A 23,852-nucleotide genomic window follows, 5' to 3' on the forward strand; every position below is an offset into this window, starting at 1 on the left:
CTCAGACTGCCAGGTACCCATGGGCGTGATGACAGCGGGTGCCTCGGGCCAGAGCGGATTGCCCGGTGCTTCCACATGTTACCCACGGGTAGTTTCGCTGCAAACCCTAAGGATGCGCGCTCCGTCCGGTGTACTTTCGCTTACCGGAGGCCCGCTCTTCCACCTTACCGAACTTTGTTCCACGCCCTCTGGCGGGGTACGGCTAGCCTCACACCGCGCCTTTCGCCGCGCCCCTCAGTGCCTGATTGCCGCGCCTCCGGCACGGCGGGCTCAGGGCGCCCTTGAGACGACTCGTGCCCTCCTCGCTCGGAGTCGCTCAGCTGGCGAGGGCGATGATCGTCAGGAGGAAGAGGACACCACCCACCGCCAGCAGCAGGGTGAGCGTGCTGAAGACACTGCTCAGCACCGCCCAGAGGGCGATGACCCCGGCCCCGCCCGCGAGATCGACGAGCACCCTCGTCCGCGACTTCGCCAGGAGCCCGAACCCCGCGTCGATCAGCACGCCGACGCCGTACAGGACGAGGATCAGGAGGGAGACCTCCGGAAGGTACTGGCTGGCGGCGGCGGCCACCAGGCCGGCGAAGACGCCCGTCCCGATCACCCAGCGCCTGCGGATCCGCTCCCGGTGCCGTGCTCGCGCCTCCTCCACCGACCGCTGCCTGTTCACCCGCCGGGGCTTCCACTCCCTGGTGGCCTCGCCCGAGAGCTCCGTCATCGCGGTCGGCACCACGTCCCTGCCGCGCCGTACGGGTGCGGCCAGCAGGGGGGACGGTCCCGCCGGGGCGTCGTCCGCGATCGAGGGCGCGACCGAGTCGAGCCGCGCCACGAGCTCGGCGGCGACCGGCCGGATTCCGGGATCGTCCTGCAGGCACTCCCGCAGCAGCGGGCTGAGCCAGGCGGGCACCCCGGACAGGTCCGGCTCGTGGTGCACCACCCGGTAGGCGACGGCCGCGGGCGGTCCGCTCCCGTACGGCTGCCGCCCCGAGGCGGCGAAGGCGAGTGTCGCGGCCCAGGCGAACACATCCGCCTCCGGCCCCGCCTCCGCGCCTTCCAGGACCTCGGGCGACAGGTAGCCGGGAGTGCCGACCACCGCACCCGACGCGGTCACCGAGGCCACGTCCTGGGCGCAGGCGATGCCGAAGTCGATCACGAAGGGTTCGTGGTCGGCGAGGATCACGTTGGCCGGCTTGAGATCGCGATGGACGACGCCCGCCCGATGGATCGACTCCAGCGCCTCGGCGAGGCCGCGCGCGAGCCGCAGCAGGTCCTCACCCCCGACCGGCCCCTCGGTGACCAGCACCGAGCTCAGCGGGCGGCCCTGGACGTACCGGGTGACGATGTACGGGTGCTGCCCGTTGAGCGAGGCGTCGAGGACCTCGGCGATGTGCGGGCCGCGCACCCGGCGCATGGTCTCGACCTCGCGGGCCAGGCGGGTGAGCGCGAGCGAGTCCGCCGCGACGTGCGGGTGGAGGACCTTGACGGCGACGGTCCTTCCCTCGGTGTCGAGCGCCAGGTGAACCTCGCCGAAGCCGCCCGCCCCGAGCTGCGATAGCAGGCGATACGGCCCGAGCTGTCCACCGTTCGGCGACCCCATCCCGCTCCCTTCGCCCCCCACTCCATGGTGCCCCGCCAGTACCAAAGGACTCTCTAAGGACTGGTTAGGACTAGAAAGGGAGAACTGCCTGACCGATCCTCTTCGTGATGTCTCCGATCAGACCGCCGATCAGGTTGACGACGGTGTCCTCGCCCTTCGCCTTCAGGCTCCCCACGATGTCGTCGATGGCCACGGACGGCGGCCGCCACGGAGCCCAGGACGGGTCCGCGGAGAGCGCCGTCATCACCGCGAAGAACGCCACCGTGCCGACGACGAGCGCGACGACCATGCCCGCGCCCGGACTGCGGATCGCGCCCGTGAGCGTGCGGGCGACCGCCTTGCGCGGCGCTCCGCCGCCAGGCAGGACGAACAGCCCCGCCACGAACGCGCCCGCCGCGTAGGCGGCGGCCGGATCGGTGCCCATTTTTCCGATGTAGACGAGCGCGCCCCACACGCACATGCCGAACATCGCCGCGAGCGGCACCTGGACCAGCGTGGCGAACACCGACTTGATCAGGGCCCACGGCGTGCCCAGCACGGCGAGGATCGGGTCGGCCCCGCTGCTGCCGCGTACCGACCGGCGCTCGGCCAGGTCGCCGAGCAGGTAGTGCCCCACCCGGAGGCAGAGCGCGGCCACGATCGCGAACAGGCTCACGGTCACCGGGAGGAGGCAGGCCAGCGCGACAAGGATGGTGAGCAGCAGCCCGGCCAGGACCGGATGCCTGGTGCGGTAGCGCGGTCGTTCCTGCTCCGGCGCGTACGGCCGGGCCTGCGCGGCCGGGCCGGTCGGCGCCGGAGGCATGATCCGGGGGCCGGGCGGCGCGGTGTGCCCGGGCGGGACGCCCTGCGGCCCGGCTACGTGCCCGGAATGCGCCGGCGGATATCCCGCCACTCTCTGGTCCGGGAACGGCGGCGGGTACGGAGCGGGCTGGTAGGGCGGCGGATGGCCCTGACCCGGCGGAAAACCGGGAGGAGACGGCGGAACGGCCCTGGCGGGCGACTGCCTCGACTGGCGCGGCTCCCTGCGGGGACGCTCCGGCTCGACATAGTTCACCGGAGGAAGCAGGTCGGAGTAGCTGTCGTCCTCCCGCACCCCTGACGGTGTGTACGGCACGGCGGGGGTGACGGCGTCGTCCATGACCCTGGTGCCGTCGACGGACCCGTGCCCGTTGAGGGCCGACGCGTCGAGGACCCTGGTCCCGCCGTCGCGTGCGACCTCCTGGAGTGCGGTCACGGACGGGTCGAGCGCCCGGGACAGCCGCAGGAGGGACCCGGCCGTGGGACGTGACGCGGAGTCGGTGGCCAGCGCCAGGCGCAGCCATCCATGCAGCCACGGCGGCGCGAGGTCGATCTGCGCCTTGCCTTCCAGGATGTTGTAGCAGACCGACTCGAACGTGCCAGAACCGAACGGCGGCTTGCCGGAGACCGCGAAGAACACGGTCGCGGCCAGCGCGTGCACGTCGGCCGCCTGGGTGATCTCGGTGTCCCTGATGATCTCGGGGGCGAGGTATCCGGGTGTGCCGACGAACATGCCCGTCTGGGTCAGCCGGGTGGCGTTCACCAGGTGCGCGATGCCGAAGTCGATCACCAGCGGCTCGCCGTCGACGAGCATCACGTTGGCCGGTTTGAGGTCACGGTGGATGACGTCGGCGGCGTGGATGGCGACCAGCGCCTCGCAGAGGCCGCGCGCCAGCCGGACGACGTCGTCGTCCGGAAGCGGACCGTCCTCAAGGACGGTCTGCTCCAGCGTCCGCCCGGGGGCGTACCTCGTCACGATGTACGGCGTGTCGCTGATCAGGTCGGCGTCGAGCACCTCGGCGACGCGGGGGCTGCGTACCCGGCGCATGGTCTCGACCTCGCGGGTGAGCCGGTCGCGCGCCTTGAGGTCGGAGGCCACGTGCTGGTGCAGCACCTTGACCGCGACCTCGCGCCCCTCCTCGTCCAGGCCGAGGTGGACCACCCCCATGCCGCCCTCGCCGAGCTGGCGGAGCAGCCGGTAAGGGCCGATCCTCTCCGGAGCCTCAGTCGCCGACATGTCCGTCCCCCGTCACTGATTCCCTGCTTTGTTACGCAACTGGTTCAGGTCCTGCACCACCGAGGGCACGTTGACGGGACCCATGAAGTGTCCCCCTACGTGTTTACCCATCAGGCCGGTCAGCGCAATCGCCGTCACCACCGTGGCGACTGCTCCGGCCCCCCAGGCCAGCGCCGTCGCCGCACTTCTCGTCGGCACCAGCGACGCGAGCGTGCGCCGCATCTGCCGGCTCGGACCCTCCACTCCCGGCCCCGCGCACACCGTCCACAACGCCACGGCGATGCCCCAGCTCAGCGCGTCGAGCGTGGACATCTTCGCGACGAGCACGGTGAGCAGCAGCGTCACCGGAAGTCCGAGGATCAGCGCGTACGGCACCAGCGCGATCGTGATGCCGACCGACCTGAGCAGCGCGGCCGGCTGGCCGAGCACGCGCAGCACGTCCGCCGCCGCGGCGGCCGGCGGCCTGCGGCCGTTCAGCTGGGGCTGCGCGATGTCGGCGGCGCGCAGCAGGATCGTGGCCGGCAGCGCCACCAGCGTGACGAGCAGGGGCGCGATGACCGCGAGGGCCACCACCAGGACCAGCAACATCGCGCCCGCCACGCCGTACGCCTTGGAGCGCTGGAGCGGGGTGCCGGGCGCCGACCCGGAGGCGGCCACCGGAGGCGGTGGCACGCGCACGGTCGGCTGGAAGGGCGCCGGATGCGGTTGGTGGACGTGCGGCGTCTGCTCGTAGATCTCCGGCGCCTGCTCGAAGAACGACTGCTGGGAATAGGCGCCCCGGAGCTCCTCCGGCCTGACCCTGCGGGTCGGCACGTCCGTCTCGCCAGTCTTCGGCGCGGCCTGCCAGGGCGTCTGGGGCGTCTGGGACGGCGGAGTCGTGGGCGGCGTGACCGGCGGGACAGGAGTGCGCGGGCCGGTCTGCGGCGCGTACCGCGTGGGCGCCTCGTCGGGGCGGGCCGGGTTCCCGGACGTGACGCCCGCCCGGCGCAGGTCCTCGCCGGTCACCCGCACGGTGGGGAACGGGTCGCCGGGCTGGCCCGACGACGTGGGATCGCCGAGCAGCGAGACGAACTCCTCCGCCGGAGGCGTGGCGGGCGTGGACGCGGGCGACGGCAGGGACGGCGAGGTGGGAGGCCGCCATGGCGGCACGCCCTGCTGCTGCTGTTGCTGCTGTTGCTGATGAGGCTGTGGATGCTGTTGGGGCTGCTGCCGCGGCGGAACGGGCTGTCCGGGGACGCCGACGACGGGCACCGGACGGCCGGTCGTCTCGTCGACGTTCGGGACCGTGGTGATCTCGTCGGGAACGCGCGCCCTGCCGCCACGCGCCATGAGCAGGCTCACCTGCCGGCTCAGCTCGGCGGCGGTCGGGCGCTTGGCCGGTTCGCGTTGGAGCGCCGCGCGCAACACCGGCTGGACCAGCGCGGGAGCGGCGCTGACGTTGGCCTTGCCGGAGGTGATGTTGTAGAAGATCATCTCCAGCGTGCCCTTGCCGAAGGGGGCAGGCCGGTGGCGGCGTAGAGCAGGGTGCCCGCCCAGGCGTGCACGTCCACCTCGGGACCGGCCTCGTGCCCCTCGATGATCTCGGGCGCGAGATAGCCGGGTGTCCCGATGAACATGCCGGTCTGGGTGAGGCGCGTGGCGTCCACCCCCTGGGCGATGCCGAAGTCGATCAGGACCGGACGCCCGTCGAGCATGAGCACGTTGCCCGGCTTCAGGTCGCGGTGGATCACTCCGGCGGCGTGCACGGCGGCGAGCGCCTCGGCCACACCGCTCGCGACCTGCAGCAGCGCGTCCACGGAGAGCGGACCGTCCTGCTTGACGATCTCATCCAGCGGGCGGCCCGGCACGTACCGGGTCACGATGTAGGGCCGGTGGCCCGTGACGTCGGCGTCGAGGACCTCCGCGATGTACGCGCTGCGCACCCGCCGCATCGTCTCGACCTCGCGCGACAGTCTCCTGCGAGCGACGTCGTCCTGAGTGACCTCCGGGCGCAGGACCTTGACGGCCACCTGCCTCCCGTGCGGATCCAGGGCGAGGTGGACCACGCCCATGCCGCCCTCACCGAGCCGCCGTAGCAGCCGGTAGGGGCCCAGTCGGTCGTCCTGATTCATGGCGTAAGCACCATACCGACTAAAGCACCGTCCATGACTGAACCATCGCGCCACATCCTGCTCGTGACAACGCATGGAACAGTCATTCGGTTTCCCATGTGACGGTCACGAGGCCCCCGGGGACCGTCACATGGCGAGGGAGAGCACCTCCGCGCCGGTCGCCGCGACCAGTGCCTTCCCGGAAAGTGCCAGCTTGGAGCGGCGCACGCCGCTTCCGATCACGATGAAGTCCCGCCGGGTCACATTTTCGTCAACGAGCACCGGCCAGGCCGCGGGAAGCCCGATCGGGGTGATGCCGCCGTACTCCATGCCGGTGAGCTCGACGGCCTCGGCCTGCGGGGCGAAGGAGACCTTCCGGACGTCCAGGTGCCTCCTGACGACCCCGTTCACGTCCGCCCGGTCCTCGGCGAGCACCAGCACCGCGGCGTACCGGACCTCGCCGCCCCTCTTGCCCGCCACGATCACGCAGTTGGCCGAGTCCTCCGGGGCCACGGCGTACCGCTCGCAGAACGCGGCGGTGTCCGAGAGCGCGGGATCGATCTCGGCCACCCTCAGGTCCGCGCCGGTCTCCTGGACCGCTTTCGCCACGGGGTCCGCGAGCAGGTCGATCCGGTCGGCGACGGGCACCCAGTCGAGCATCAGGACTCCTTCAACACACGCTCGTGCAGTTGGGTGACCACATTACGGGCCGACTCGAACGCGCCCGCCTGCCACGCGACAAGATGGGTGAGCCAGTCTCCGGCGAAGTAGACCCTGCCGTCGGGCTTCTGCAGCAGCGAGAAAGCGCCCTCGTAGGAGGGCCAGGCCATCCAGGCCCCCTCGATGTACGGCTGGCGCTGCCAGGCGATGGAGACGCTGGAGGCGAGCGCGCTGCGGTACTTCTCCCCGTGGATCTTCATGCCCTGGTCGAGCGCCCGGCGCTGCCGCTCGGCGTGCTTCAGCCGCGCGTAGGCGTCGGCGTCCGATCCCGTGTTGTAGTAGCCGACGACCAGCCCGCTCCGGCCGTGGAACCCGTGCGAGGGATACCAGATGTGGGAGATGTCGAGATCGGTCTCGGTGACGCCGCCGTAGATGTGGTCGTCGCTCTCCCACCAGCGCGACCGGTACTCCAGCCCGATCTTGCCCGCGGACGCCGGCTTGGGCGTGGACAGCGCGTCCACGGTGCGGCGGTCGAGGTTGCCGGGCACCCGCGCGAGAACGTTCGGCGGCAGCGCGGCGATGCAGTAGTCGGCCCTGACGGAGCCGCCCTTGTACGCGACCTCGACGCCGTCCGGCCGGTTGGTGATCTTCTCGGCCGGGGCGGAGGTGCGGATCCGGTCCTTGCCGACCGCGTCCACGAGCCGGGTGACGATCGCGTCCATGCCGCCCACCGGCTGGAACATCGGCATGGCCTGGTCATAGGCGAGCCCGAAGCTCACCGTCCTGCCGATCCGATATCCGAGGACCTCGCTGAGCGAGGGCGGCCCGCCGGTGGATTCGCCCCTGCGCTCGGAGCCCGCGTACGCGTACCGGTCGCCGATGTCGCCGAAGGCCGACAGGAAGTCGAGCAGCAGTTCCTTGTCCTGCCCGGTCAGTCGCCGGTCGAGGGCGCCCTCGTTCGTCGCCTTGGCCAGCAACTCGCTGAGGTAGCCGTACGTGTCGGCTCGGGCCGTACGCGCCCGGATCGGGGTCGCCATGCCGCTCGTGTAGACGTAGGCGCTGGGGTTCTCGTTGACGAACACCTCGATGGGGACGCCCAGGTCGCGGCAGTAGTCAAGGGTGATCATCCACTGGGCGATCCGGCCGGGACCCGCGTTGAAGTAGATCCCCTCGCCGAACTTCGCCTCCTGGGTCTCTCCCGCGATCTCGGGAAGCCGGTCGCCGTGGCGGAGCGTGCGGTTCCGCCCTCCGACGTGGTCGCGCGCCTCCAGCACCGTGCAGTCGTAGCCCGCCCTGCCCAGCTCGTACGCGCAGGCGAGCCCCGCGACGCCCGCGCCGAGGATCACGACCTTCGCCCCGGCGCGGCCGCGTAACGCGAAGTCGGAGGCCCGGGGCGGGGCGTAGTCCGTCGCCTGCCGGTCGGGGGCCAGCCCGAGCGCGCCCATGGCGGCGTACATCGCGCCCGCGCCTCCGGCGGCGCCGAGACCGACGAGGAGCCCACGCCGCGTGAGCGTCCCTCCCATCGCGCCGCTCATCCCGCCGACCCCGTGCCGCTCGTGACCGTCGTCGTCACCGGGTCCGCCTCAGCCGTAGATCCCGCTGCCGCACGCGACCTGTCCGGCGATCATGGCGAAGATGCCGAAGAGCGCCATGATCTCCCGGTAGTCGTCCGTGCTGAACTCGGTGTGCCGGGGGCCGACCTGCCGGGTGCCGGGAACGATCGCGCAGCCCGCCGCGATCGCGGTCGAGTTCCACTCGACGCCCAGCGTGTACGGCGGCGTCACGGCGTAGGGCCGGAAGTCGCCCAGCCGGCCGAGCGCCCGCGCGGCGGCCTCCCGGATGCGGGCCTGGGCGACGCTCGGCGGCAGCAGCTCGGCGGAGAACCGGTCGACGCCCTTCTTGACGGCCACGGTCTCCACGTCGCCGAGCAGCTCGCGGGCCTCCTCGCAGACGGCCTCGTCTCCGGTGATCAGCGCGATGGGAACGCCCATCGAACCGGCGAACCCGGCGACCAGCCGGGTCTCCCCGCAGATCTCGCCGTTGAGGTAGACGTTCTGGATCTCCTTGCCCATCCAGGTGTGGTTGAGCACGCCGTGCTGCACGCCCGCCCGCGCGTGGTACCCGGCGAAGCAGGCGGCGTCGAAGTCCGGGGTGAGCCCCTGCCCCATCCGGTGCGGCTTGCCCGGCCCCCGGATGAGCGTCGCGCGCGGGTCGATCAGGTCGATCCGCAGGTTCTTGGTCGACCCGTGGGCGTCGTTGATCAGCACGGCTTCGGCACCCGCGTCGAAGGCGCCCGCGGCGACGGCGTTGGCGTCGCCCGTCATCAGCTCGCAGCCGCGCTCGTAGCCCCGGCCGCCCGCGTGCATCTCCTCCGGGTCGGTCAACCCGGTGACGCCCTCCATGTCCACGGACACGTAGATCTTCAACTGACCCCCCAGTTCTCCACCCGGGCGATCTCGTCCGGGGTCATCAGGCCGATGCCTTCCATGTATGTCGCGACCTGCTTCCGCCACGGCTCCGGGATCTCCTCGATCGCCGGGGGATAGCAGTGGTCCAGCCAGCGGGTGGACTCCTCGGTCGCCCGCAGGTGTTCGGCGGCCCGCGCGAACGGCGTGTCCTCGATCCCGGGCACCCGCGCGCAGCCGTACTCGATCATCTCCTGCCCGCCGTACGGGGGCGGCTCCTGCCACTTGCGCGCGACCGCGCTGCTCGCGGTGAGCGAGGTCGCGAGCGGGCGCCGCTCGACGGCGGCCTGGATGAGCTCCTTGTACAGGCACTTGCCGCAGGTGCCGCAGGGGCCGTCGCCCGAGCCGCGCAGGCACCAGCGCACCTGGTCGCGCAGCTCGGACTCGAGCGCGACGCGCATCGTCATGGCCTCGCTGATGCCCCCGACGGGCAGCACGACCGGCAGCCCGGCGGCCGCGAACACGCGGCCCCATCGCCCGTGCGGGGCCCACATGGGGTTGTCGGGGGTGTACCTGTGCACGTACCTGTCGCCGCCCAGCCAGCGGGATCCGAGCTCGTAGCCCATCGCGAGGCCCCCGAGGCCGAGCTCGTCCGCGAGGAGGAGCGCGCCGGCGGCCACCGCGTGGTGCTCGGGATAGCCGGGCCGGGGATAGGAGAGCAGGAACTCCAGATCGGACGTCACGATGCTGAGCTCGCGGCCGGTCTGCCCGGCGAGGCGGGCGAGCACGTCGGAGCGGTAGTGCGTCCACCGGTTCGGGACCCGGGGATGGCTGATCCGCTTGAAGTGGACCAGCGGGGCGTCCGGGAGGATCGCGGCCACCGCCACGGAGTCCGCGCCACCGCTGTAGGAGATCGCGAGCCGCGTCCCGGACCTCGGCTCCGCACCGACCGGCCCCGCCTCGACGCCCCATCCGTCGTGGACGGCCTCGGCGAGTGCCGGGGAGATCGGCCGGTCGAAGGTCACCCGCCTCCCGGTCCACGGCGCCACCACCGTCCAGGCCGCCACCGCGAGCAGGTCCGGATGCACGTACGGCTGAGTGGACGGCCGGGCGGACGGCTGGGCCGAAGCGGCGGGCGGGAGCCGTACCTGGCAGGAGTTGGTGCGCAGTTCCAGACGCTGACCGTCGGTGCAGGTGCCGGTGGTGGCGTCCTCGGGGTCGAGCATGAAGGTGAGCCGCCAGACGCGGTCGCCCTTCCCCGCCCCGGGGGCTCCCTCGTCGTCCCGTCCCCCGGCGGTCCAGGTGACGCGCACGGCTACTCCGCGTCCACGGTCACGACGGCCCTGGCCTGGAACTCGGTCCTGATCTCGGCTCTGAGCGCGTCGATCGCCTGCCACACGAGCATCTCGTTCTGCAGCAGGCGATCGAGGGCGTCGGCGGTCTCGGTCGCGAGCCGATGCGCGTCCGTTCCCCGGAGGTCGACCGTGGGCGCCTTGGGCGGCGTGATCACCACCTGCCGCAGCCGATCGACCTCACTGCGCAGGGACACGACTTCCCGGCGCAGCACCTGGACCTCCCACAGGGCGTCCTTGATGTCTTTCCGATGCTCCGCCTTGTTGACGTATCGGGCGTCGATCCGGGAACGCACCGCCCGACGGAGCCGTGAAGGAATCAGCGCGCGTAAGACGAACCGCATGAACCGACACCATAGCGGCAAAGCCATCGGCCTTTGTGATCAATATCTATTTGTACCCATCGCCTCATGTCGGCATTTGTCGCTATATGCGGATGAGCGTGTACGCCGGGCGGATCAGCGGCCGGTGAACTTGGGACGGCGCTTCTCCGCGAACGCCCCCATGCCTTCCTTGGCGTCCTCCGTGGCGAACAGAGCGGAGAACTGGAGCCGCTCGATCTCCAGGCCGGTGTCGAGATCGACCTCCAGTCCCCGATCGACCGCCTGCTTGGCCGCGCGGAGCGACACGGCGGGACCTCCGACGAAGGTCGAGGCCAGCTCCAGCGCGGCGGTGTAGACCTCGTCGTCCGGGACCACCCGGTCCGCAAGCCCGATGGCCAGCGCCTCGGCGGCGTCCACGTGCCTGCCGGTGAAGATCAGGTCCTTCGCCCTGGCCGGCCCGATCAGGCGGGGCAGCCGCTGGGTGCCTCCCGCGCCCGGGATGAGGCCCAGAGAGATCTCCGGCTGGCCCAGCTTGGCGCTCTCCCCCACCACGCGGAAGTCGGCGCAGAGGGCGAGCTCGCACCCGCCTCCCAGGGCGTACCCGGTGATCGCCGCGACGACGGGCTTGCCGATCTCGGCGACGGCGGTGAAACACTCCTGCAGCGTCCGCGAGTGCGCCGCCATGTCCACGTAGGACATGGCGGCCATCTCCTTGATGTCGGCACCGGCGGCGAACACCCGCTCGCCCCCGTAGAGGATCACCGCGGCGATCAGCGGATCGGCGTCCACGATCCGCGCGCACTCGGCGATCTCCTCCTGGACCTGCCGGTTGAGGGCGTTCATCTTGGGCCGGTCGAGCCGGATGGTCGCGATCTGGTCGGTGATCTCAACGCTGACGAACTCGCCCATGACACCGTCGTCCTTCCGTAAGCTGACGCGCTGGCTGGCGCGCTCCGATGGCGTGACCACCTTACGACTGGGCCAGAGGAAGATCGCGCGGTGATCCCGGTGTCCGGCCCGGCACGGCGACCTGGTGGTACACGCGCTCGTATCCCCCGACCATGGCGGGGACGTCGAAGTTGCGGGCGACGTGCGCGCGGCTGAGCGCCGGATCCAGGTCACCCGACGCCTCGATCGCCGGGGGCAGCTCGCCCAGCTCCTTCCTGACGAAGCCGGTGACCCCGTCCACCACGATCTCGGCGACGGCCCCCCGGTCGAGCGCCACCACCGGCGTACCGCAGGCCATCGCCTCGATCATGGTCATGCCGAACGGCTCCTCCCACTGGAGAGGGAACAGCAGGCAGCGGGCCTTGGACAGCAGCTCACGCTTCAGATCGGCGTCCGCCTCCCCGACGTACTGGACCCCCTGGCCCAGCCGGGGCTTGACGTACGCCTCGAAGTAGGCGTGTTCGATCTCCTCCGACCGCTTGCCGGCCAGGACGATGCGGCGCCCCACCGCGCGGGCGGCCTCGATCGCCAGATGCGCCCCCTTGTCGGGATTGAAGCGGCCGAGCCAGAGGACCCAGTCCTCCTTCAGGTCGCGGAAGGGGAAGGACGCGACGTTCACCGCGTTGTGCACCCGCCCGGCCCAGTCGAGCCGCGAGCCGCGGGCGCGCTGCGCGGACGAGATCGCGACCAGCGCGACGTTCCCGTCGAGCGCCCGGTAGTAGTCGCCCATCTCGCCGGTGACCGTGCCGTGGCAGGTGACCACCGTCGGCGCGGCCCGGCTGCCCGCGCCGAGCGGCCCCGCCAGCGAGTGGTCGTGGACCACGTCGACCACGAGGTCCTCCAGCATCCGTTCCACCCTGGCCGCGTGCAGCACCTCCGGCATCGGGTCCCCGATCCGCTGGGACGGCGGCTGCTCGTAGGTGCGCAGGTCGACGCCGCGGCCCGCGCCGATCAGCGTCACCTGGTGGCCCCGCCGTACGAGCCCGGCGACCAGGTCGGCGACCATCGACTCGATGCCCCCGTAGCCGCGTGGCGGGACCTCGTACCACGGCGGCGCGATCATGGCGATCCGGAGGGCGCCGCGCCCTCGCCACAGTTCGTTCCGCGACTCCATCCCCACCTCCGGTCGTCAGCTGTTGTCCGTGACCATCGCGCTGATCGGGGGACGCGCCTTGTGGAGGACCTCGATGGTCTCCGGCAGGCCGGAGACCCGTGTGCCGCCTTTCTCGTCGACCTCGATGCCGATCCGGGTTCCCGCGAGGCGCAGGCCGGTGAGGGTCAGCGACCCGAACCCCTCGGGCAGCACGGGATCGATCCAGATCTTCTGGTACGGCACCCAGGGGTCGAATCTGAGCAGGGTCCGCATCATGCTGATGGGAGTGGCCGCCGACCACGCCTGCGGCGAGCAGGACGTCGGGTACGGCACCGGCACGGGGAACTCCGCGCGGCCGAACCCGCAGAAGAGCTCGGGCAGGCGCCCATTGAACGCCTTGGCCGCGTCCAGCACGGCCGTGATGACCCGCTGGGCCTCCTCCACGAAGCCGTAGCGCATCAGCCCATTGGCCACGATCGCGTTGTCATGCGGCCAGACCGACCCGTTGTGGTAGCTCATCGGGTTGTACGCGGCCATGTCGGTGGCCAGCGTCCTGACGCCGAAGCCGCTGAACATCGCCTGCGACATCAGGTGCTCGACGACGGCGGCGGCCCGCTCCGGCGCGATGATGCCGGTCCACAGGCAGTGGCCCATGTTGGAGGCGAGGCTGTCGATGGGCACGCCGCTGCAGTCCAGGCCGATCGCGTAGTAGCCCCGGTCCGGCAGCCAGAACCGCTCGTTGAACGCCTCGCGGATGCGCTGGGCACGCTCCGTGCACCGCCGCTCCGTCTCGGTGTCGCCCGCCTCGTGGGCGAAGTGGCCGCGCGCGATGTAGGCGGAGTACACGTACCCCTGCACCTCGGCGAGCGCGATCGGCGGGCGGGCCAGCGTGCCGTCGGCGAAGTTGACCCCGTCGAAGGAGTCCTTCCATCCCTGGTGGACCAGGCCCTGGTCGGTCTTCCTGCAGTACCAGAGGAAATCGTCCTTCAGGCCGTAGTTCTCGATCCAGGCCAGCGCCGCGTCGGCGGGCGGGAGCAGTTCCTCCACCGCCTCCCGGTGCAGGCCCCACCGGCGCAGCTCGCCGAGGAGCATGACGAACAGCGGGGTCGCGTCGACCGAGCCGTAGTACGCGTTGCCACCGAGAGGCGACGTGGGGGTGGACACGCCGAACCGCAGCTCGTGCAGGATCTTGCCCGGCTCCTCCTCAGTCAGCGGGTCGACCCGCGTGCCCTGCAGCCTGGCCAGCCTGCGCAGCGTGCCGAGGGCGAGCGACCGGTCCAGCGTCAGCGCGAACCACGAGGCCAGCAGCGAGTCACGGCCGAACAGGGTCATGAACCAGGGAGCGCCGGCCGCGATCGACGGCGGGTCGTCCGGATAGTCGGGCTCGAACAGCCGCAGCGACCCCAGATCCTCCCTCGCGCAGCGCAGCGCCCGGGTGAGGAAGGTGTCCTGCGACGCGACGACCGGGACCTGCCGCTCCCAGTCGGCCCGCCGTACGGCCGGCTCCGCCCGTTCGAGGGTGGAGAACCACGCCTGCGACTCCTCCCCCTCGATGATGGGGTTCACGTGCACCGCCGTACGCCACTCCCCCCGAGCCGGGACGACGACGCGGAAGGTCAGCAGGCCGGGTACGGCGAGCACGCCGGTGGAGACGACGGACACTCCCCTGCCCCGGCTCATGGAGTAGATCCGCAGGCCGTCCGGGCTGCTGGTGACGTCGATGTCGGCGACGTGGCGGATGCGGTCGGTCTTGACCTCGAACAGGTCGGCCACGTCCGAGCCGACGTGGATCTCGACCACGCATCCCGCCGGCTCGTCGGAGAGGTTGCGCAGCGTGATGTCCTCGCGCAGCCCGCCGCCGACGTAGCGGTCGCGCAACACCAGCAGGGTGCTCTCCACGCGTCCGGGCCGCGGCCGCGTCCTGCTGAGGAACGCCGCGTGGTACGGCTCGGCCGGCAACACCTGCAACGGCTCGATCGGAGCCTCGTCCACCCGCAGCTCCCAGCGGGAGAGCAACCGGGTGTCGGCGTGGTAGACCCCTTCGGCGCCACCCGCCACGATGTCGCCGTTCCGGCCGGAGACGCAGAAGGAGCCGCCCTCGACCAGGGTCACCGTCGCGCCCCCGAGCGCGGTCGGCTGCCCCTCGAACGTCCAACCGCTCATGATCCCCCCCAGGACCGGTTTCGCCCGATTCATCCAGTTTGCCCCTTTGCGGGTTCCGATCCCGCGAGGAGCAGTCCGAATGCCGTACGCCCGGTCCCGGAGGGAGGGTCAGCGGAGGGTGCCGTTGGTCATGCCGACAGGCTCCTCGGGCACGGCGATCAGGCCCAGCTCGGCCGGAGACGCCATGAGCGGATGGTCGGGCACCACCCTGACGGTGTAACCGAAGGCCCCCGTGCGGTCCAGCGGCAGCGTCCCGACGCAGTGGGCCCGGCCGTCGTCGCCCGTGTATTCCACCGTCAGCGTGGCGTACGCCGGATCGATCAGCTCGTCGTGCGCCCCGACCCGTCCGTACGCCGCCTGGACCCGGACGTCGTCCGGGGACAGCTCGCCCAGCGCGACCGTCGCGCGCAGCTCCAGCGTGGCCCCGAGCTCGGGGGTGTCACCGATGCCCGACGCCTCGACGTGCTCGACCCGCACGCCCGGCCACGCGCGGGTGACCCGCAGCTTCCAGGCCGCGAACGCCTTGGCGTCCCGATAGCCGTCCGCGGACAACGTCCGCGCCGAGGCGGCGGCCGGGGCGTACAGGTCGCCGACGTAGTCGCGGAGCATCCGCCCGGCGAGGACCTTGGGCCCGAGAGAGGTCAGGGTGTGCTTGACCATCTCCATCCAGCGCCGCGGCAGCCCGTCGGCGGCGCGGTCGTAGAACCGGTCGGCGACCTCACGCTCGATCAGGTCGTAGAGTGCGGCGGCCTCCAGCTCGTCCCTGCGTTCGGGATCGGCGACGCCGTCGGCGGTCGGGATGGCCCAGCCGTTGTTGCCGTCGTACCACTCCTCCCACCAGCCGTCGCGGATGGAGAGATTCAGACCGCCGTTGAGCGCCGCCTTCATCCCGGAGGTGCCGCACGCCTCGAGCGGGCGCAGCGGGTTGTTCATCCACACGTCGCACCCGGTGACCATGAGCCGGCCCAGCGCCATGTCGTAGTCGGGCAGGAAGACGATGCGGTGCCGCACGTCCTCCTCGTCGGCGAACTTCACGATCTGCTGGATGAGCTTCTTGCCCCCCTCGTCGGCGGGGTGGGCCTTGCCCGCGATCACGATCTGGACGGGCTTCTCCGGGTCGAGGAGGAGCGCGCGGAGCCGGTCGGGATCGCTGAGCATGAGCGTGAGGCGCTTGTAGGACGGCACGCGGCGGGCGAAGCCCATCGTCAGCGCCTCGGGGTCCAGCGCCTCGTCGGCCCACCCCAGCTCCGCGTCGGACGCGCCGCGCTCACGCCAGGACTGCTTGATCCGCTTGCGCGCCTCCGTGACGAGACCGGCCCGCAGCTTGCCGCGGATCGCCCAGAGCTCCTGGTCGGGGATCTTCTGGATCGCGTCCCAGCCCTGGCCGGTCTCGACCAGCTCGGGCAGCTCCCTGTCGGCGAGCTCCATCATCTCGCGGCCCACCCACGTCGGGGCGTGCACGCCGTTCGTGATGGATCCGATGGGGATCTCGTCGATGTCGAACCCGGGCCACAGCCCGTGGAACATCTCCCTGCTCACCCTGCCGTGCAGCAGGGACACGCCGTTGACGCGCTGCGCGAGCCGCATGCCCATGACCGCCATGTTGAAGACGGGCTTCTCGCCCTCCACGGCGTCGGGCTCGGCGCCCAGCTCCAGAATGCGTTCGACGTTCACGGTCGGCCACGCGTTGGCGCCGCCGAACTGGCGGGCGATCATCTCCACCGGGAACCTGTCGATCCCCGCGGGGACCGGGGTGTGCGTGGTGAAGACGGTGCCCGCGCGTACGGCCTCCAGCGCCTCGTCGAAGGAGAGCCGGGCCTCGGTGAGCTCGCGGATGCGTTCGAGGCCGAGGAAACCCGCGTGCCCCTCGTTGGTGTGGAACACCTCGGGCTCCGGGTGCCCCGTGATCCGGCAGTACGCCCGGAGCGCGCGGACGCCGCCGATGCCGAGCAGCAGCTCCTGCATCAGGCGGTGGTCGCCGCCGCCGCCGTAGAGGCGGTCGGTCACGTCCCTGGCCGCGGCGTCGTTCTCCGCGACGTCGGAGTCGAGCAGGAGCAGCGGCACCCGGCCGACCTGGGCCACCCAGATCTGGGCGTGCAGGGTGCGCGGCCCCGGCAGGCCGATCCTGATCCGGGCGGGAGAGCCGTCCCGGTTCTTGAGGAGGGTGAGCGGCAGACCACCGGGATCGAGCGACGGATAGTGCTCGAGCTGCCAGCCCTCGGGCGAGAGCGACTGCGAGAAGTAGCCGTGCCGGTAGAGCAGCCCCACCGCGAGGATCGGCACGCCGAGGTCGCTCGCGGCCTTCAGGTGGTCGCCCGCCAGGATGCCCAGGCCGCCGGAGTACTGCGGCAGCGCGGCGGCGATGCCGTACTCGGGCGAGAAGTAGCCGACGGCGGCGGGACCTCCCTCGAGCGACTGATACCAGCGGGGCGCGGTCATGTACTCACGGAGATCGTCAGAGGCGTCGGCCAGCCGGCGGAGGAACCGCCGGTCCTGGGCGAGCGAGCGCAGCCGGTCTGCCTCGACCGCGCCGAGCAGCGCGACCGGGTCGTGACCGACCCGCTCCCAGACCTCGGGATCCACCTCGGCGAACAGATCCATCGTCTCCGGGTGCCATGACCAGCGCAGATTATGGACCAGCTCGCCCAGCGGCGCGAGCTCGGGAGGAAGGACGGTACGGACGGTGAACCTGCGGATTGCTCTCACGGGGCCAGACCCTAGTTACTCAGCGCCACGGCGCGCGACCAAAACACTCGTGTCCAGGGAAAGCACCTCCCGGCGCGGGGGGCGCCACCCTGCATAGCGCTCTCACCATTAAGAAACCAGCTCAAACATCACCAAAGCAGACCTTCTCCGGTGATGCCCATCGTGATCGTACGGCTACCGCCCCGCCGGACGGGGTGTCAGAGTGTAAGGAAACAAACACGCCGTGCGATCTTTCATACCCACGGGTAAAAGTGGACCATCGGGGCACCCCCTGTATGTGAAGCCGCCCCTGGCGTCTCCCATCGTGCTGTACCTAATGACACCGAGCACATTGAAGAACCAGAGATCAACGCTTGCCTCGGAAATCCGGCGACACCGGGTGTGTCGTCGCTAACGTGAATGACGATGATCGGACGAATCCCAATCCAGGACATCCACCCAGTCGTCGACTGCGGGCGCTGGCCCGCGAAGGCGGCCGCGGGCGAAACATTCGAGATCAGCGCCACCGTGTTCCGCGAGGGACACGACGCCGTGGCCGCCGGGGTCGTCCTCATCGACCCCGACGGAAAGCCCGGCCGGCTGTTGCGCATGCGCGAGCTCGGCCCGGGTACCGACCGGTGGGGCGTGGACGTGCAGCTTCCCGCCGAGGGCATGTGGCAGTTCCGCGTCGAGGCGTGGGGCGACCCGATCGCCACCTGGCTGCACGACGCCGGCATCAAGATCCCGCGCAACATGGACGCCGACCTGATGTGCGAGGAGGGCGCCCGGCTGTTCGACCGCGCGGCGCGCGGCGTTCGGTCCGTGGACTGCCCGAGCGTGGACGACGGCGGGGCGTGCGGGCACCGGGCGGCGTTCCTGGCGGTCGCGGCCCGGCTCCGCGACGACCACCTGGACCCGAGGGCCCGCTTCGCGATCGCCCAGCTGCCGGAGACGGCGGCGCTGATCGCGGCGCACCCGCTGCGGGCCCTGGCCACCAGGTCCGGCAGGAACCGGGTGACGGTGGACAGGCGCAGGGCGCTCTTCGGATCGTGGTACGAGTTCTTTCCCCGGTCCGAGGGAGCGATCGTCGAGGACGGCGCCGCCCCCAAATCCGGAAATTTCAAGACTGCGGGGAACCGGCTCCCCGCCGTCGCCCGAATGGGATTCGACGTCGTCTACCTGCCTCCCATCCACCCGATCGGCCACCAGTACCGCAAGGGACGCAACAACACCCTCACGCCCGAGCCGTACGACCCGGGGTCGCCCTGGGCGATCGGCTCGGAGGAGGGCGGCCACGACGCGATCCATCCCGACCTCGGCACCCTGGAGGACTTCGACGACTTCGTCGCCAGGGCGCGCGAGCTGGGCATGGAGATCGCGCTCGACCTGGCCCTGCAGTGCTCCCCCGACCACCCGTGGGTCAAGGAGCATCCCGAGTGGTTCAACATCAGGGCCGACGGAACCATCGCGTACGCGGAGAACCCGCCGAAGAAGTACCAGGACATCTACCCGCTCAACTTCGACCAGGATCCCGAGGGGCTCTACGCCGAGGTCAAGCGAGTGATCCTGCACTGGATGGATCACGGAGTGCGAATCTTCCGGGTGGACAATCCGCACACGAAGCCGGTGAACTTCTGGGAAAGGATGCTGGCGGACATCGCGAGCACAGATCCCGACGTGCTGTTCCTGGCCGAGGCGTTCACCAGGCCGGCGATGATGCAGACCCTGGCCAAGGTCGGGTTCCACCAGTCGTACACCTACTTCACCTGGCGGAACTCCAAGCCCGAGATCGAGGACTATCTCACCGAGCTGTCCCGGGAGACGGCGCACTTCCTGCGCCCGAACCTGTTCGTCAACACGCCCGACATCCTGCACGAATACCTGCAGCAGGGCGGCGTGCCCGCGTTCAGGATCAGGGCCGTCCTGGCGGCACTGATGTCACCGAGTTGGGGTGTTTATGCGGGCTACGAACTAGCCGAGAACATACCCGTTCGCCCTGGCAGCGAGGAGTACCTCGATAGCGAGAAATATCAGTACAAGCCTCGCGACTGGGCCGGCGCCGAGCGGGAGGGCCGGAGCCTCGCTCCGTTCATCACGCAGCTCAATTTGTTGCGAAGAGCCCACCCGGCACTCCAGGAGTTGCGTAACCTACGGTTCCATAGCGTCGACCAGCCGGAGCTGATCTGCTTTTCCAAGCGACTGCCCGGCGCCTATGACACGGCCACACGACGGCACGGCCTAGGCGATGTCGTACTGGCCGTCGTCAATCTGGATCCACACAACACGCACGAGGCCACCGTCCAGTTGGACATGCCGGCCCTCGGTCTCGACTGGCAAGCCGAGTTCGTCGTGGACGACGAGCTGTCGGGCGAGTCGTATCGCTGGCGCCAGGCCAATTACGTGCGTCTTGATCCGCATGTCCATCCTGCCCACATCTTCACGCTGCGCAGCGGGTCCCCGCACCGCCCATAAGCGCTGCGAACGCACATCCGGGGAGTCAACAGTTGACTGAGCGAAGCGACCCCATGACACGAGGAGAGCCGGTGGAGCAGCCCGCCGGCTCGGTGCCCGTCCACAACGAGCCGATCCCGAACACCTTCTCTCCCGAGAAGCCCCGGGATCAGTACTGGTACAAGCGGGCCGTCTTCTACGAGGTGCTGATCCGCGGGTTCGCGGACTCCAACGGGGACGGCACCGGGGATATCCGCGGCCTGATCGAGAAGCTCGACTACCTCCAGTGGCTCGGGGTCGACTGCCTGTGGCTGCTCCCGCTGTACGAGTCGCCGCTGCGCGACGGCGGGTACGACATCGCCGACTTCATGAAGATCCTTCCCGACTTCGGCGACCTCGGGGACTTCATCCGGCTCGTGGACGAGGCGCACAAGCGCGGCATCCGCGTGATCGCCGACCTCGTCATGAACCACACCAGCGACCAGCACCCGTGGTTCCAGGCGTCCCGGCACGACCCGGAGGGGCCGTTCGGCGACTTCTACGTCTGGCACGACACCGACGAGGAGTACAAGGACGCCCGGATCATCTTCGTCGACACCGAGTCGTCCAACTGGACCTACGACCCGGCCCGCGGGCAGTACTACTGGCACCGGTTCTTCCATCACCAGCCGGACCTCAACTACGAGAACCCGGCCGTACAGGACGCGATGCTGGAGGTCCTGCGGTTCTGGCTGGACCTCGGCATCGACGGGTTCCGCATGGACGCCATCCCGTACCTCTTCGAGCAGAACGGGACCAACTGCGAGAACCTGCCGCAGACGCACGCGTACCTCAAGCGCGTCCGCTCCGAGGTCGACCGGCTCTACCCCGACCGGGTCCTGCTCGCCGAGGCGAACCAGTGGCCCTCCGACGTGGTCGAGTACTTCGGCGACCCGGTCACCGGCGGCGACGAGTGTCACATGGCGTTCCACTTCCCGCTGATGCCGCGCATCTTCATGGCGGTCAGGCGGGAGTCGCGCTACCCGATCTCCGAGATCCTGGCGCAGACGCCGAAGATCCCGGAGAACTGCCAGTGGGGCATCTTCCTGCGCAACCACGACGAGCTGACGCTCGAGATGGTCACCGACGAAGAGCGCGACTACATGTACTCCGAGTACGCCAAGGACCCGCGGATGCGCGCCAACGTGGGCATCCGCCGCCGCCTCGCGCCCCTGCTCGACAACGACAGGAACCAGATCGAGCTGTTCACGGCGCTGCTGCTCAGCCTGCCCGGCTCGCCCGTCCTCTACTACGGGGACGAGATCGGCATGGGCGACAACATCTGGCTGGGCGACAGGGACGGCGTCCGCACGCCCATGCAGTGGACGCCCGACCGCAACGCCGGCTTCTCCAGCTGCGACCCCGGCCGCCTCTACCTGCCGTTGATCATGGACCCGATCTACGGCTACCAGGCGATCAACGTCGAGGCCCAGCAGAAGAGTCCGAGCTCGCTGCTGCACTTCACCAAGCGCATGATCGAGATCCGCAAGCGGCATCCCGTGTTCGGCCTCGGCGAGTTCACCGAGCTGAACTCCTCCAACCCGAGCGTCCTCGCGTTCATCCGGGAGCTGGGCGGCGACCGGGTGCTGTGCGTCAACAACCTGTCCAGATTCCCGCAGCCGGTCGAGCTCGACCTGCGCCGGTTCGAGGGATCCACGCCGGTGGAGTGCATGGGCGGAGTTCCGTTCCCACCAGTCGGCGAACTCCCGTATCTTCTGACGCTTCCTGGGCATGGGTTCTACTGGTTCACCCTTCCGGTACCCCCCGACGCGGCCGACACGGACGCGGTCGGCACCAAGGAGGCATGACGACTTCGCTTCAGGAGCTCCTCGCCGGCTGGATCACCGGGCAGCGGTGGTTCGCCGGCAAGGGGCGCGTGATCGACGACCTGTCCATCGAACATCGCACCGACATCCAGACCGGCGACCCCGGCCTGCTGCACCTGATCCTGTCCGTACGGCAGGGCGAGCGCAGGACCCGCTACCAGCTCCTGGTCGGCCTGCGGACGAGCCTGCCCGACCGGTTGAAACACGTGCTGATCGGGTCCTGTGACTGGGAGGGCCGCGAGTACTCCGCCTACGACGCGGCGCACGACGCGGAGCTCACCCGGATCCTGCTGGAGGGGATGGAATCGTCCCGGCGGGCCGGGCGCCTGGCGTTCCATCGCGCGCCCGGGATCGAGATCGACACGTCCCTGCGCAGCCTGGTGCTGACCGTGGAGCAGTCGAACACCTCACTCGTCTACGGCGACCGGTACATCCTCAAGCTCTTCCGCCAGATCAACGCGGGGCTCAACCCGGAGCTCGAGGTGATCACCGCGCTCGCGGCGGCCGGCTCCACGCACATCGCCCGGCCGTGCGGATGGATCGAGACAGATCTGGACGCTCAGCCGACGACGCTGGCGATCATGCAGGAGTTCCTCGCCAACGCGAACGAGGGCTGGGCACTCGCCCTGACCAGCGTCCGCGACCTGTACGGCTCTCCGCCGGACGTGCCCGCCGAGGAAGCGGGCGGCGACTTCGCCGCCGAGGCGTACCGGCTGGGCGTCGCCACCGCGGAGGTCCACCAGGAGCTGGCGGCGGCCTTCCCGATCGGCGTCGTCGAGCCGCCGGAGGTCAAGCGCATGGCCGAGCGGTTCCGTGACCGCCTGGACCAGGCGGTGGCCGAGGTGCCCCAGCTCTCCGCGCACGCGTCGGTCGCGCACGCGGCCTACGACCGGCTCGCCGACCTCGACCGGGCGGTGGCCGTCCAACGGGTGCACGGCGACTACCACCTCGGCCAGGTGATGCGGACGCCGGTCGACTGGGTCGTCCTGGACTTCGAGGGCGAGCCGGGCCAGCCGCTCTCCGAGCGGCGCGGGCTGGACACACCGCTGCGGGACGTGGCGGGGATGCTCCGCTCGTTCGACTACGCGGCGCGGCACCTGCTCGCCGGGTATCCGGAGGCCGCGACGCTGCCAGGACGGGCGGACGAGTGGTCGGCCCGCAACCGTGCGGCGTTCCTCGGCGGCTATTCCGAGGGCGGCGGCCGGATCAGCGGCGACGACGCCGTGCTGCTGCGCGCACTGGAGCTGTCGAAGGCCGTCTACGAGGTGGTCTACGAGGCGCGCAACCGTCCGACCTGGCTCCCCATCCCCCTCGCCGCGTTCAGATCTCCACAATGAGCAGGGAGATCTCTCGCCCGGCGAACCCCCAGGACGTGTCGTCCGCGGTGAGCACGGGCCAGTTCCGCTCGGTCGCGCACACGGCGGCGTGCCCGAGCGAGAGCCGGTGCTCCGGCTTGACCACGTCCTCGCCGTACATCCGGACGTGGACGTTGTAGGCCCGGCGGGTGGAGAGCTCGTCGTACAGGACCATGATCCGGTCGAGCATGGTGAGGATGTTGTTCAGCTCGTGGATCTCCTGGACGTCGAGCAAGGCCGTGGCCAGTGACGTCGTGGGCACCAGCAGGGACGTGGACGTGCGATACGCCTGGTCGACGACGTGAACCATGTCCGGGTTGTCGTCGGCCAGCGCGAGCACCGCGGTGTGGTCGAGCACCAGCCCGGACAGCCCGTTAAGCACCTTCGGCCTGCCCGAACCATTCGGCGACCTTGCGCCGGGAACGTTCGAACCTCTCGGGATCCTTCTCCCTGGCCCGTTCGAGCGCGGCGTCGATGACGACTCGGGACATGGCCGCCCGGTCGATCTCCTTGATCGCCGCCGCGGTGAGGAACGCGGACACGGAATCGGCCTTCTTGGCGTCGACCAGCTCCTGGATCGCCTCGGCGACCTCGACGGGCACAGAGATGGACAGCTTCCTCGTCACGCCAGCGACCCTACTTGAGGTGGGACCGGAAATACTACCGCCCAGATCCCGCTCCACCCCCTCGCCGACGCGGCTCTCCCCCTCCTCGGCGAGATGCGAAACGGCACCCCTACCGCCACGATTCATATCCAATCGACTACGCACGGTGAGCAGATTAGTCGATTGGCCCCTCGATCATCCGGGTTCCGGGAACTCGGAAAACTCGCC

Annotated in this window: 18 protein-coding genes; 3 read left to right on the forward strand and 15 right to left on the reverse strand. The window is 70.3% G+C overall.

All coding sequences use genetic code 11. From position 1 onward, the window contains the following. Positions 1 to 316: 316 nt before the first annotated feature. The 13 genes from IMZ11_RS19370 to glgP all read right to left on the reverse strand — a co-directional run bounded on the left by IMZ11_RS19370 (position 317) and on the right by glgP (position 17,369). Positions 317 to 1,594: a serine/threonine-protein kinase gene (locus tag IMZ11_RS19370; RefSeq protein WP_228643410.1), complete on the reverse strand. Its 1,278-nt coding sequence runs from the start codon at positions 1,592 to 1,594 to the stop codon at positions 317 to 319. Positions 1,595 to 1,664: 70 nt separating this feature from the next. Then, complete coding sequence (locus IMZ11_RS19375; RefSeq protein ID WP_228643412.1) at positions 1,665 to 3,629, reverse strand: serine/threonine-protein kinase; 1,965 nt, start codon at positions 3,627 to 3,629, stop codon at positions 1,665 to 1,667. Between the two features lie 12 nt (positions 3,630 to 3,641). Further along, positions 3,642 to 5,102 carry a hypothetical protein gene (locus IMZ11_RS19380; protein WP_228643414.1) on the reverse strand — a complete coding sequence of 487 codons (1,461 nt, stop codon included), beginning with the start codon at positions 5,100 to 5,102 and terminating at the stop codon, positions 3,642 to 3,644. Continuing rightward, positions 5,099 to 5,740 (reverse strand): serine/threonine-protein kinase, encoded by a 642-nt coding sequence (locus IMZ11_RS19385; RefSeq protein ID WP_228643416.1) that lies wholly within the window; start codon positions 5,738 to 5,740, stop codon positions 5,099 to 5,101. Before IMZ11_RS19385 ends, IMZ11_RS19380 begins: the two co-directional genes overlap by 4 nt. A gap of 126 nt (positions 5,741 to 5,866) precedes the next feature. Then, positions 5,867 to 6,379: a YbaK/EbsC family protein gene (locus IMZ11_RS19390; protein ID WP_228643418.1), complete on the reverse strand. Its 513-nt coding sequence runs from the start codon at positions 6,377 to 6,379 to the stop codon at positions 5,867 to 5,869. Continuing rightward, positions 6,379 to 7,902, reverse strand: a complete 1,524-nt coding sequence (locus IMZ11_RS19395; RefSeq protein ID WP_228643421.1) for an FAD-dependent oxidoreductase — start codon at positions 7,900 to 7,902, stop codon at positions 6,379 to 6,381. The genes IMZ11_RS19390 and IMZ11_RS19395 overlap by 1 nt, the downstream gene beginning before the upstream one ends. 60 nt (positions 7,903 to 7,962) lie before the next feature. After that, positions 7,963 to 8,805, reverse strand: coding sequence for a M55 family metallopeptidase (locus IMZ11_RS19400; protein ID WP_228643423.1), 843 nt, complete (start codon positions 8,803 to 8,805; stop codon positions 7,963 to 7,965). Continuing rightward, complete coding sequence (locus tag IMZ11_RS19405) at positions 8,802 to 10,097, reverse strand: DUF6395 domain-containing protein (RefSeq protein WP_228643426.1); 1,296 nt, start codon at positions 10,095 to 10,097, stop codon at positions 8,802 to 8,804. The genes IMZ11_RS19400 and IMZ11_RS19405 overlap by 4 nt, the downstream gene beginning before the upstream one ends. A gap of 2 nt (positions 10,098 to 10,099) precedes the next feature. Beyond that, on the reverse strand, positions 10,100 to 10,480 hold the full coding sequence (locus IMZ11_RS19410) for a hypothetical protein (protein WP_228643429.1): 381 nt from the start codon (positions 10,478 to 10,480) through the stop codon (positions 10,100 to 10,102). A 114-nt stretch (positions 10,481 to 10,594) separates the two neighbouring features. Beyond that, entirely contained in the window at positions 10,595 to 11,368 is a 774-nt protein-coding gene (locus IMZ11_RS19415) for an enoyl-CoA hydratase/isomerase family protein (protein WP_228643431.1), read from the reverse strand. A 61-nt stretch (positions 11,369 to 11,429) separates the two neighbouring features. Continuing rightward, positions 11,430 to 12,521 (reverse strand): glycosyltransferase family 4 protein, encoded by a 1,092-nt coding sequence (locus IMZ11_RS19420; RefSeq protein WP_228643433.1) that lies wholly within the window; start codon positions 12,519 to 12,521, stop codon positions 11,430 to 11,432. A 15-nt stretch (positions 12,522 to 12,536) separates the two neighbouring features. Beyond that, positions 12,537 to 14,663, reverse strand: a complete 2,127-nt coding sequence (locus tag IMZ11_RS19425; RefSeq protein ID WP_228643435.1) for a glycogen debranching N-terminal domain-containing protein — start codon at positions 14,661 to 14,663, stop codon at positions 12,537 to 12,539. A 108-nt stretch (positions 14,664 to 14,771) separates the two neighbouring features. Continuing rightward, positions 14,772 to 17,369: an alpha-glucan family phosphorylase gene (gene glgP / locus IMZ11_RS19430; RefSeq protein ID WP_228643437.1), complete on the reverse strand. Its 2,598-nt coding sequence runs from the start codon at positions 17,367 to 17,369 to the stop codon at positions 14,772 to 14,774. A gap of 405 nt (positions 17,370 to 17,774) precedes the next feature. Here glgP and IMZ11_RS19435 point away from each other — a divergent pair, with 405 nt between their 5' ends. The 3 genes from IMZ11_RS19435 (at position 17,775) to IMZ11_RS19445 (ending at position 23,001) form a co-directional block, all read left to right on the forward strand. Continuing rightward, positions 17,775 to 19,820: an alpha-1,4-glucan--maltose-1-phosphate maltosyltransferase gene (locus IMZ11_RS19435; protein ID WP_228643439.1), complete on the forward strand. Its 2,046-nt coding sequence runs from the start codon at positions 17,775 to 17,777 to the stop codon at positions 19,818 to 19,820. 71 nt (positions 19,821 to 19,891) lie between these two features. Beyond that, positions 19,892 to 21,646, forward strand: coding sequence for a maltose alpha-D-glucosyltransferase (gene treS / locus IMZ11_RS19440; RefSeq protein WP_374462367.1), 1,755 nt, complete (start codon positions 19,892 to 19,894; stop codon positions 21,644 to 21,646). Beyond that, complete coding sequence (locus IMZ11_RS19445) at positions 21,643 to 23,001, forward strand: phosphotransferase (protein ID WP_228643441.1); 1,359 nt, start codon at positions 21,643 to 21,645, stop codon at positions 22,999 to 23,001. The genes treS and IMZ11_RS19445 overlap by 4 nt, the downstream gene beginning before the upstream one ends. Here the strand turns inward: IMZ11_RS19445 and IMZ11_RS19450 are convergent. Together IMZ11_RS19450 and IMZ11_RS19455 are read right to left on the reverse strand one after the other, a co-directional pair. After that, entirely contained in the window at positions 22,985 to 23,401 is a 417-nt protein-coding gene (locus IMZ11_RS19450; protein ID WP_228643443.1) for a hypothetical protein, read from the reverse strand. The genes IMZ11_RS19445 and IMZ11_RS19450 overlap by 17 nt on opposite strands. Then, a complete protein-coding gene (locus IMZ11_RS19455) occupies positions 23,394 to 23,645 on the reverse strand; it encodes a hypothetical protein (RefSeq protein WP_228643445.1) in 252 nt (83 codons plus the stop codon). The genes IMZ11_RS19450 and IMZ11_RS19455 overlap by 8 nt, the downstream gene beginning before the upstream one ends. Between the last annotated feature and the right edge of the window lie 207 nt (positions 23,646 to 23,852).

It is taken from the genome of Microtetraspora sp. AC03309, from assembly GCF_020826795.1.
GTDB classification, from domain to species: Bacteria; Actinomycetota; Actinomycetes; order Streptosporangiales; family Streptosporangiaceae; genus Microtetraspora; species Microtetraspora glauca.

Excerpts from the sequence above, each read along its gene's own strand:
- IMZ11_RS19370 (WP_228643410.1), bottom strand. The coding sequence starts at position 1,594 with ATGGGGTCGCCGAACGGTGGACAGCTCGGGCCGTATCGCCTGCTATCG.
- IMZ11_RS19375 (WP_228643412.1), bottom strand. The coding sequence starts at position 3,629 with ATGTCGGCGACTGAGGCTCCGGAGAGGATCGGCCCTTACCGGCTGCTC.
- IMZ11_RS19380 (WP_228643414.1), bottom strand. The coding sequence starts at position 5,102 with ATGATCTTCTACAACATCACCTCCGGCAAGGCCAACGTCAGCGCCGCT.
- IMZ11_RS19385 (WP_228643416.1), bottom strand. The coding sequence starts at position 5,740 with ATGAATCAGGACGACCGACTGGGCCCCTACCGGCTGCTACGGCGGCTC.
- IMZ11_RS19390 (WP_228643418.1), bottom strand. The coding sequence starts at position 6,379 with ATGCTCGACTGGGTGCCCGTCGCCGACCGGATCGACCTGCTCGCGGAC.
- IMZ11_RS19395 (WP_228643421.1), bottom strand. The coding sequence starts at position 7,902 with ATGGGAGGGACGCTCACGCGGCGTGGGCTCCTCGTCGGTCTCGGCGCC.
- IMZ11_RS19410 (WP_228643429.1), bottom strand. The coding sequence starts at position 10,480 with ATGCGGTTCGTCTTACGCGCGCTGATTCCTTCACGGCTCCGTCGGGCG.
- IMZ11_RS19415 (WP_228643431.1), bottom strand. The coding sequence starts at position 11,368 with ATGGGCGAGTTCGTCAGCGTTGAGATCACCGACCAGATCGCGACCATC.
- IMZ11_RS19420 (WP_228643433.1), bottom strand. The coding sequence starts at position 12,521 with ATGGAGTCGCGGAACGAACTGTGGCGAGGGCGCGGCGCCCTCCGGATC.
- IMZ11_RS19425 (WP_228643435.1), bottom strand. The coding sequence starts at position 14,663 with ATGAGCGGTTGGACGTTCGAGGGGCAGCCGACCGCGCTCGGGGGCGCG.
- IMZ11_RS19435 (WP_228643439.1), top strand. The coding sequence starts at position 17,775 with ATGATCGGACGAATCCCAATCCAGGACATCCACCCAGTCGTCGACTGC.
- IMZ11_RS19445 (WP_228643441.1), top strand. The coding sequence starts at position 21,643 with ATGACGACTTCGCTTCAGGAGCTCCTCGCCGGCTGGATCACCGGGCAG.